Raw genomic sequence first — 10,266 nt, 5'->3', positions numbered from 1 at the left:
GAGAAGCGACATGACCAAGCCGAAGCCGCGCCTGGAGGGCATACTCCCGCTCTCCCCGCTCCAGCAGGGCCTGCTGTTCCACGCGCAGTACGACGAGCAGGGCCCGGACGTCTACACCATGCAGTTCGTCCTCGACATCGAGGGCGGCATCGACACCGGGCACCTGCACTCCGCCTGCGCCGCCCTGCTGCGCCGGCACTCGGGCCTGCGGGCCGCGTTCCGCCACCGCAAGAACGGCGAGCCGGTCCAGCTCATCCCCTTCGAGGTGGCCCCCGCCTTCACCGTCACCGACCTGTCCGGCCGACCAGCCGGCGAGCGGGCCGCCGCGGCCGAGGAGATCGCCGCGGCGGACCGTGCCCGCCGCTTCGACCTGGCGCGCCCGCCGCTGATCCGCTTCACCCTCGTGGACCTGGGCGACGGCCGCTACCAGTTCCTCGTCACCGCGCACCACATCCTGCTCGACGGATGGTCCCGGGCCCTGCTCATCGGTGAACTCTTCGAGCTGTACGGACTGCTGCGGGCGGGCTCCGACGAGCGGGCGCTGCCCGCCGTCACCCCGTACCGCGACTACCTCGCCTGGGTCGACGCACAGGACCGCACCGCTGCCGAGGACGCCTGGCGCCGGGTCCTGGACGGCGTGGACGAGCCGACCCTGCTCGCCGCCCCCGCAGCGGCCCGCGAACCGCTCGCCCCCGCACTGACCCGCGTGGAGCTTCCGGCCGCGGCGACCGCGGAGCTGACCCGCTGGGCGCGCGGGCGCGGCATCACCGTCAACACCGTGGTCCAGGCGGCCTGGGCGATCGTCCTGGGTCGTCTGACCGGCCGTGACGACGTGGTCTTCGGCGGCACCGTCTCCGGCCGCCCGCCGCAGCTGCCCGGCGTCGAATCCATGATCGGGCTGTTCATCAACACCCTGCCGGTCCGGGTCGCCCTGAACCCGGCCGAGCCGCTCGGTGACCTGCTGGAGCGCCTCCAGGACCAGCAGGCCGCCCTGATGGACCACCAGTTCCTGGGCCTGGGCGACATCCAGCGCCTCACCCCGGCCACCGGCGAACTCTTCGACACCCTCCTGGTGTTCGAGAACTACCCCGTCGACACCGAGGGCCTGCGCCGCTCCGCCGGCGGCCTCGGCGTGGTCGACGGCCGTAGCCACGAAGGCACCCACTACCCGCTGAGCCTGCTGGTGAACGTCGGCGACACCCTCGCCCTGGAGCTCAGCCACCGCCCCGACCACCTCGACACCGCCGCAGCGCAAGGCATCGGAGCCCGCGTGCTGCGCCTGCTCGCCGCCCTGCCCGGCGCCGAGAACACCCCCGTCGGCCGTCTCGACCTGCTCACCGGCGACGAGCGCACCCGCGTCCTGCACACCTGGAACGACACCGCGCACGACGGCCCGCTGCTCCCGCTGCCCGCCCTGTTCCGGCAGACCGCCGACCGACACCCCGACGCCGTCGCCGTCCAGTCCGCCGGCACCACACTGACCTACCGCGAGCTCGACGTCCGCGCCAACCGCCTGGCCCGCCTGCTCATCGCCCGCGGCGCCGGCCCCGAGCGGACCGTAGCCCTCGCCCTGCCCCGTTCCGTCGAACTGATCGTGGCCGTTTGGGCCGTACTGAAGTCCGGCGCCGCCTACCTCCCCGTCGATGCCGGCTACCCCGCCGACCGCATCGCCCACATGCTCGGCGACGCCCGGCCCGCCCTGGTCGTCACCGACCGCGCCACCCGGCCGGCCGTCGAGGCCGCCGCCGACACCACCCCGCTGCTGCTCCTGGACGACGAGGCGGTGACCGTCGGCCTCGAGGCCCTGGCCGACGGTGAGATCACCGATGCCGAGCGCACCGCGCCGCTGACGCCGCTCACCCCCGCCTACGTCATCTACACCTCGGGATCCACCGGCAAGCCCAAGGGCGTCGCGATGCCCGGCGCCCCGCTCGCCAACCTCATCGGCTGGCACGAGGCGGAACTCCCCGGCGGACCGGGCGTGCGCACCGCCCAGTTCACCGCCATCAGCTTCGACGTCTCCGCCCAGGAGATCCTCTCCGCCACCCTTTCGGGCCGCACCCTGGTCATCCCCGACGAGGACACCCGCCGCGACCCGGCCGCCTTCGTCCAGTGGCTGGCCGAGCAGCGCATCGACGAGGTGTACGCGCCCAACCTGGTCATCGACGCCCTCTGTGAGGAGGCCGTCGGTCTGGGCCTGGACCTCCCGGCGCTGCGGCACCTCGCGCAGGCCGGCGAGGCCCTCGTCCTGAGCAAGCGGATCCGCGACTTCCACCACGGCACCGGCCGCGTCCTGCACAACCACTACGGGCCCACCGAGACCCACGTGGTCACCGCCGCGACCCTCCCCGCCGATGTCGACGCCTGGCCGGCCCGCCCCACCATCGGCCGCCCCATCCGCAACACCCGCACCTATGTCCTCGACAGCGCCCTGCGCCCGGTCCAGCCAGGCGTCCCCGGCGAGCTCTACCTGGCCGGCGCGAGCCTGGCCCGCGGCTACCTCGGCCGCCCGGGCCTGACCGCGGAGCGCTTCGTCGCCGACCCCCACGGCCCGGCCGGCTCGCGCATGTACCGCACCGGCGACGTGGTCCGCTGGACCGCCGACGGCGAACTCGACTACCTCGGACGCTCCGACCACCAGGTCAAGATCCGCGGCTTCCGCATCGAACTCGGCGAGATCGAGGCCGCGCTCACCACCCACCCGGCGATCGCCCAGGCCGCCGTCATCGCCCGCGAGGACCGCCCCGGCATCAAGACCATCGCCGCCTACCTGGTCCCAGCCGCCGGCAGCACCGTCCCCGCTGCCGACCAGCTGCGCGCCCACCTCGACGGCACCCTGCCCGACTACATGGTGCCCTCCGCCTACGTCGCCCTGCCCGAGCTGCCGCTCACCCCCAACCGCAAGCTCGACCGCCGCGCCCTGCCCGTCCCCGACGGCGCGGCCGCTGCCGGCCGGGCCCCCCGCACCGCCCGCGAGACCCTGCTGTGCGAGCTGTTCGCCGGAGTACTGGGCCTGGAGCAGGTCTCCATCGACGACAGCTTCTTCGACCTCGGCGGGCACTCGCTGATCGCCACCCGCCTGGTCAGCCGCATCCGGGCCGACCTCGGCGCGGAGATCGCCGTACGCACCCTCTTCGAAGCCCCTACCGTCGCCGCCCTGGACGCGCGGATCGCCGGCGCGGGCCGCGCCCGCCAGGCACTGACCGCCCGGCGGCGCCCCGACACGGTCCCGCTCTCGCCCGCCCAGCGGCGGCTGTGGTTCCTCGGCCGCTTCGAGGACGCCGGCGGCAACTACAACCTGCCGATGGCCGTGCGGATCTCCGGCGAACTGAACGTCTCCGCCCTGCGCGCCGCGCTCGCCGACGTCGTCGCCCGCCACGAGTCGCTGCGCACCGTCTTCCCCGACACCGACGGCAGCCCCCACCAGCACGTCCTCGACCCCGCCGACGCCGTCCCCGCACTGCCGGTCATCGGCGTCGCCGACGACGAGCTGGACCGGGCGCTGGCCGCCGCCTCCGGCAAGGAGTTCGACCTCACCCGGGACCTCCCGCTGCGTGCCCGGCTCTTCGCACGCGGCGGCACCGAGTACGTCCTGCTGCTCGTGGTCCACCACATCGCCGCCGACGGCTGGTCCATGGCCCCGCTGGCCCGCGACCTCTCGGACGCCTACCGCGCCCGCCGCGCCGGCCACGCCCCCGCCTGGGAGCCGCTGCCCGTTCAGTACGCCGACTACACCCTGTGGCGCGAGGAGGTCCTGGGCGACGAGCACACCCCCGGCAGCGAACTCGCCCGCCAGACCGACTTCTGGCGCACCGCCCTCGAGGGCCTCCCCGAGGAGCTGGCGCTGCCCGCCGACCGGCCCCGCCCCGCCGAGATGAGCTACCGCGGCGACACCGTGGACCTTGCCATCGACGCCGCCACCCACCAGGCGCTCGCCGGCCTCGCCCGCGAATCCCGTGCCAGCGTCTTCATGGCCGCCCAGGCCGCGCTCGCCGCCCTGCTCCACCGCCTCGGCGCCGGCGAGGACATCCCGCTCGGCACCCCCGTCGCCGGCCGTACGGACCAGGCCCTCGACGAGCTCGTCGGATTCTTCGTCAACACCCTGGTGCTGCGCACCGACATCTCCGGCAACCCCACCTTCCGTCAACTCCTGGACCGTGTACGGGAGTCCAACCTTGCCGCCTACTCCCACCAGGACGTCCCCTTCGAGCAGCTGGTCGAGACGCTCAACCCCGGCCGTTCCCTGGCCCGGCACCCGCTGTTCCAGGTCATGCTGTCCTTCCAGAACAACACCGAGGCTGCACTCGACCTCGACGGGGTCCGCACCGCCGCCAGGCCCGTGGGCCTGAAGACCTCCAACTTCGACCTGTCCGTCGTCCTCGCCGAGCGCTTCGCCGCCGACGGCACCCCGGACGGCATCGAGGGAGGCATCGAGTTCGCCACCGACCTCTTCGACCGCGAGAGCGCCCAAGCCCTCGCCGACCGCCTGGTCCGCCTGGTGGCCGACCTCGTCGCCGACCCCGACCGGGCCCTGTCCACCGTGGACGTCCTCACCCCCGAGGAACGCCACCAGGTGCTCGAGACCTGGAACGACACCGCCCGGGAGCACCCCACCGGCACGCTGGCGCAGCTCTTCGAGGCCCAGGCCGCCCGCACCCCCGACGCCACCGCCCTGGTCTTCCGCGACGTGCGCCTGAGCTACGCCGCCCTCAACGCCTGGGCCAACCGCCTCGCCCGCCGGCTCGTCGCCGACGGGGTGCGCGCCGAAGAGGCCGTCGCCGTGCGGCTGCCGCGCTCCGCCGAGCACATCGTGGCCCTGCTCGCCGTGATGAAGGCCGGTGCCGTGTACCTGCCCGTCGACCCGGCCTACCCGGCCGAGCGCATCGCGTACATCCTGGACGACGCCAGGCCCGTCACAGAACTGTCGTCGGTCGCCGACCTGTACGCCATCGACCGCGACGGCATCTGGCCGGACCACGACCTCGGCCCGGACGAGGTGCCCGGCGCCGGACACCCGGACAACGCCGCGTACCTCATCTACACCTCCGGATCCACCGGCCGCCCCAAGGGCGTCACCGTCCAGCACCGCAGCGCCGTCAACCTCTTCCACGACCACTTCGGCCGGCTGTACGGAGAGGTGATCGCCTCGGCCGGCGGCCGCCGTCTCAAGGTCGCCCTCGCCGCGTCGTTCTCCTTCGACGCGGCCGTCGACCCGCTGCTGTGGATGTTCGCCGGCCACGAACTGCACCTCATGGACGACGAGGCCCGCCAGGACCCCGCCGCCCTGCTCGCCTACGCCCGCGAGGTCGGCGGACTCGACCACGTCGACACCACCCCCGGCCACTTCCAGCAGCTCCACGAGCTGGGCCTGACCGCCGACGAGAATATCCGTCCGCTCCTGGTCAGCCTCGGCGGCGAGGCGCTCGGCGAGGCCCTGCGCGACGAACTCGCCCGGACCGAGGGCCTGGTGGCGTACAACCTGTACGGACCCACCGAGGCCACCGTCGACGCCCTCGGTCAGCGCGTCACCGACAGCGACCGCGTCCTGGTCGGCCGCCCGCTCGACAACTACCGCGCCTACGTGCTCGACACCGCCCTGCGCCCCGTACCGCCCGGCGTCGCCGGCGAGCTCTACCTCGCGGGCGCCGGCCTGGCCCGCGGCTACCTGGGCCGCCCCGCCCTGACCGCCGAGCGCTTCGTGGCCGATCCGTACGGCGCGCCCGGCACCCGCATGTACCGCACCGGCGACCGCGCCCGCTGGACCCGTGACGGCCGCATCGACTGCCTCGGCCGCGCCGACGACCAGGTCAAGATCCGCGGCTTCCGCATCGAACTCGGCGAGATCGAGGCCGCCGTCGAGGCCCACCCGGACATCGCCCAGGCCGCCTTGATGGTCCGTGAGGACCGACCCGGAATCCAGGAGCTGGTCGCCTACCTCGTCCCGGCAGCCGGCCGCGCCGCCCCCGGGCCCGAGCAGCTCCGTCAGGCCCTGGGCGAACGGCTGCCCGACTACATGGTCCCGGCCGCCTACGTCGCTCTGCCCAGACTTCCGCTGACCGTCAACGGCAAGCTCGACCGCAAGGCCCTGCCCGCGCCCGGACCGCGCACCGCCCCCGCCGGTCGCACCGCGCGCACCGCGCGCGAGAAGGCGCTGTGCGAGATCTACGCCGAGATCCTGGGCCTGGAGCAGGTCTCCATCGACGACAGCTTCTTCGACCTCGGCGGCCACTCGCTGCTCGCGATCCGCGTCACCGGCCGCATCCGCTCCCGGCTCGGCGCGGAGGTCGCCGTCCGCACCCTCTTCGAGGCGCCGACGGTGGCCGCGCTCGCCGAGCGCGTCGGCGAGGAAGGCACCGGGCGTGCTGCCCTGACCGTACGGCAGCGCCCCGCCGAGATACCCCTGTCGCCCGCCCAGCGCCGGCTGTGGTTCCTCGACCGGTTCGAGGGGCCCAGCGCCACGTACAACATGCCGCTGGCCGTCCGCCTCACCGGTTCCCTCGACGCAGGCGCCCTCGAGGCCGCGCTCGGCGACGTGGTGGCACGCCACGAAAGCCTGCGCACCGTCTTCCCGGACACCGACGGCCGCCCCCACCAGCTGATCCTGGCCCCCGAGGCCGCCGCCCCGGTCCTCGTGAAGGCGCCGTACGACGCCGAGGCACTGGCCGCCGAGGTGGCCCGCGGCTTCGACCTGGCCGCAGACCTGCCGGTGCGCGCCCACTTGTTCACGCTGGACGCGACCACGCACGTCCTGCTGGTCGTCGTCCACCACATCGCGGGGGACGGCTGGTCCATGGCCCCGCTGGCCCGCGACCTCGGCGAGGCGTACGCGGCCCGTGCGGCGGGCGCCGTACCCGCCTGGGAGCCGCTGCCGGTCCAGTACGCCGACTACACGCTGTGGCAGCGCGAGATCCTCGGCGACGAGGACGACCCGGTCAGCGAGCTGTCCCGCCAGGTCGACTACTGGCGCGAGGCCCTCGCCGGCCTGCCCGAGGAGCTCGCCCTGCCCGCGGACCGCCCGCGTCCGGCCCGGATGAGCTACCGCGGTGACACCGTCCCCTTCCAGGTGTCCCAGGCCACCCGCGCCCGTCTGGACGAGCTGGCCCGTACGACGGGCACGAGCCTGTTCATGGTGGTTCAGGCGGCCCTGGCGACGCTGCTGCACCGTCTCGGCGCCGGTACCGACATTCCCCTCGGCTCGCCGATCGCGGGCCGTACCGACGAGTCCCTCGACGACCTCGTGGGCTTCTTCGTCAACACCCTGGTGCTGCGGACGGACGTCTCCGGCGATCCGACCTTCTCCGAGGTGCTGAAGCGGGTCCGGGAGAGCGACCTGGCGGCGTACGCGAACCAGGACGTGCCCTTCGAGCGGCTGGTGGAGGTCCTCAACCCCGAGCGGTCGATGGCCCGCCACCCCCTCTTCCAGGTCATGCTCGCCTTCCAGAACACCGGCGACGCCACGCTGGACCTGGGGGACCTGAGCATCGCCCCGGAGCGGATCGGCCTCGACGCCGCGAAGTTCGACCTGACCTTCCAGCTCGCGGAGGCCGGGTCGGGTCTGGAGGGCAGTGTCGAGTACGCGGTCGATCTGTTCGACCGGGTGACGGCGGAGGAGCTGGCGGGGCGTCTGGTGGCGGTGTTGGACGCGGTCGCGGCCGATCCGGAGGTTCGGGTCGGGGCGGTGGACGTCCTGACCGTTGGGGAGCGTGCGCGGGTGCTGGGGGAGTGGGCCGGGACGGCCGACGACTCGGTGCCGGTCACCTTCCACGGTCTGTTCGAAGCCGCGGTGGACGCGACGCCGGACGCGCCGGCGGTGGTCAGCGGCGAGCTGGTGCTCTCCTACGCGGAGGTCGAGGCGCGGGCGAACCGGCTGGCGCTCTGGCTGATGGACCAGGGTGTGGGTCCGGAGCGGGTGGTGGCGCTGGTGCTGCCGCGTTCGGTGGACATCGTGGTCGCGCAGCTGGCGGTGCTGAAGGCCGGCGGTGCGTACCTCCCGGTGGACCCGGAGTACCCGGAGGACCGGATCGCGTACATGCTCGACGACGCCCGTCCGGTCCTCGTCCTGAGCGAACTCCCCGAGGCCGGAGGGAAGCCCGCCTCCCGCCCCACCGCCGCGGTGGCCTCCGACCACCCGGCGTACGTGATCTACACGTCGGGTTCGACAGGTCGTCCCAAGGGCGTGGTGGTGTCGCATGCGGGTCTGGGGGCTTTCGCGGCGGCGGAGGTAGAGCGGTTTGCCGTGGATGCCGACAGTCGTGTGCTGCAGTTCGCGTCGCCGAGTTTCGACGCTTCGGTGCTGGAGCTGGTCATGACGTTCGCGGCGGGCGCCGCGTTGGTGGTGCCGCCGGCGGGTCCGCTGGCGGGCGAGGTGCTGGCGGAGGTTCTGACGGCGGAGCGGGTCACGCACGCGCTGATCCCGCCGGCTGCGCTGGCCAGTGTTCAGGCGGCCGAGTTCCCGCACTTCCGGTCCCTGATCGTGGGCGGTGACGCCACCTCCGCGGAGTTGGTCGACCGCTGGGCTCCGGGCCGTCGCATGGTCAACGCCTACGGCCCGACGGAATCCACCGTCGTCGCGACCACATCGACTCCGCTCACCCCGGACTCCGGTGTGCCGGCCATCGGCACGCCGATCCCGGGAACCCGTACGTACGTCCTCGACGCGGCCCTGCGCCCCGTCGCCCCGGGCGTGGCCGGCGAGCTGTACATCGCCGGCGCGGGTCTGGCGCGCGGTTACCTGGGTCGCCCCGGCCTGACGGCCGAGCGGTTCCTTGCGGACCCGTACGGCGTGCCCGGCTCGCGGATGTACCGCACGGGTGACGTGGTCCGCTGGACGCGGGAGGGGCAGCTCGACTACCTCGGGCGGTCCGATGACCAGGTCAAGGTGCGCGGTTTCCGTATCGAGCTCGGTGAGATCGAGACGGTCCTGGCCACGCACGCCTCGGTCGCGCAGAACGCCGTGATCGTCCGCGAGGACCAGCCGGGCATCAAGCGGCTCGCTGCGTACGTGGTTCCGGCCGAAGGCACCGTCCTCGACGCGGAGGCCCTGCGCGCCCACATCGGCGCCGTCCTCCCGGACTACATGGTCCCGGCCGCATTCGTCGCCATCGAGGCCCTCCCGCTCACCGTCAACGGCAAGCTCGACCGCAAACAGCTCCCGGCGCCCGGCGCCCACACCGCCCCCGGCGGACGCGGCCCCCGCTCCGCCCAGGAGGAGATCCTCTGCGGCCTGTTCGCCGAGGTGCTCAAGGTCGACCGGGTCGGCATCGACGAGAGCTTCTTCGAGCTGGGCGGTGACAGCATCACGTCCATCCAGCTGGTCAGCCGGATCCGCTCGGTCCTGGGCGTCAAGCTCAGCAACCGGGGCATCTTCGAGACCCCGACCGTCGCCCAACTCATGGACAAACTCGGCTCAGGCCAGGACGGCGACGGCTTCGAGGTACTGCTGGCGCTGCGCACCGGCGGCGAGCGGCCCCCGCTGTTCTGTGTCCACGGCGCGGGCGGCCTCAGCTGGCCGTACTCGACCCTGCTGGGGCACATCTCGGCCGAGTACCCCGTCTACGGCCTCCAGGCCCGCGGCTTGAACGGCGAGGGCCCGATCGCCATCGGCGTCACGGAGATGGCGGCGGACTACGTCGAGCAGATCCGCTCGGTCCAGCCCGCCGGCCCCTACCACCTCATCGGCTGGTCCTTCGGCGGCCTCGTCGCCCACGAGATCGCCACGCAGCTCGCCGAGGCGGGGGAGAGGGTCGCCCTGCTGGCCAACCTCGACCAGACCCCGTACGACGAGTCCTGGAAGGACGACGACTACACGCTCCCCACGGAGCGGGACGTCCTGGAGACCCTCCTCGACTTCGTCGGCTACGACCTTGCCGAGCTGCGCTCCCAGCCCCTCGACCACCAGCGGGCGATGGAGCTCATCCGGGGCCGGGACAGCGCGCTCGGCAGCCTGGAGGAGCACCACATCTCGGCCTTCGTGAAGGTCGGCATCAACAACCACGTGCTCAGCGCCGCCTACCGGCCGCGCCGCTTCGACGGCGAGCTGCTGCTCTTCGTCTCCACGGCCGGCACCGGCGACCCGGCAGCCAAGGCGGTGGACTCCGTCGCCGCCTGGGAGCCGTACGTGGCCGGCGCCATCACCACTTACCCGGTGCACGCGCACCACGGGCACCTGCTCCAGCCGGAGCCGGCGGCCGAGATCGGCCGGGTCGTCCTGGAGAAGCTCGTCGGTCAGCCGGCCTCCGCCCGCTGACCCGCCCCGACCACACAACG

The 10,266-nt window shown here is 73.4% G+C and carries 1 protein-coding gene; it reads left to right on the top strand.

What is annotated here, in order from left to right:
• Positions 1-10: 10 nt before the first annotated feature.
• Positions 11-10,246, top strand: a complete 10,236-nt coding sequence (locus OG490_RS37570; protein ID WP_330301225.1) for a non-ribosomal peptide synthetase — start codon at positions 11-13, stop codon at positions 10,244-10,246.
• The last annotated feature ends 20 nt before the right edge of the window (positions 10,247-10,266 follow it).

Source organism: Streptomyces sp. NBC_00503, assembly GCF_036346895.1.
Classification (GTDB): domain Bacteria; phylum Actinomycetota; class Actinomycetes; order Streptomycetales; family Streptomycetaceae; genus Streptomyces.
Note: the sequence above shows the minus strand (reverse complement) of the source record. Positions and strands in the feature narration are given on the sequence as shown.

Bases quoted from the DNA above. Each gene is read 5' to 3' on its own strand.
- OG490_RS37570 (WP_330301225.1), top strand. From the start codon at position 11: ATGACCAAGCCGAAGCCGCGCCTGGAGGGCATACTCCCGCTCTCCCCG.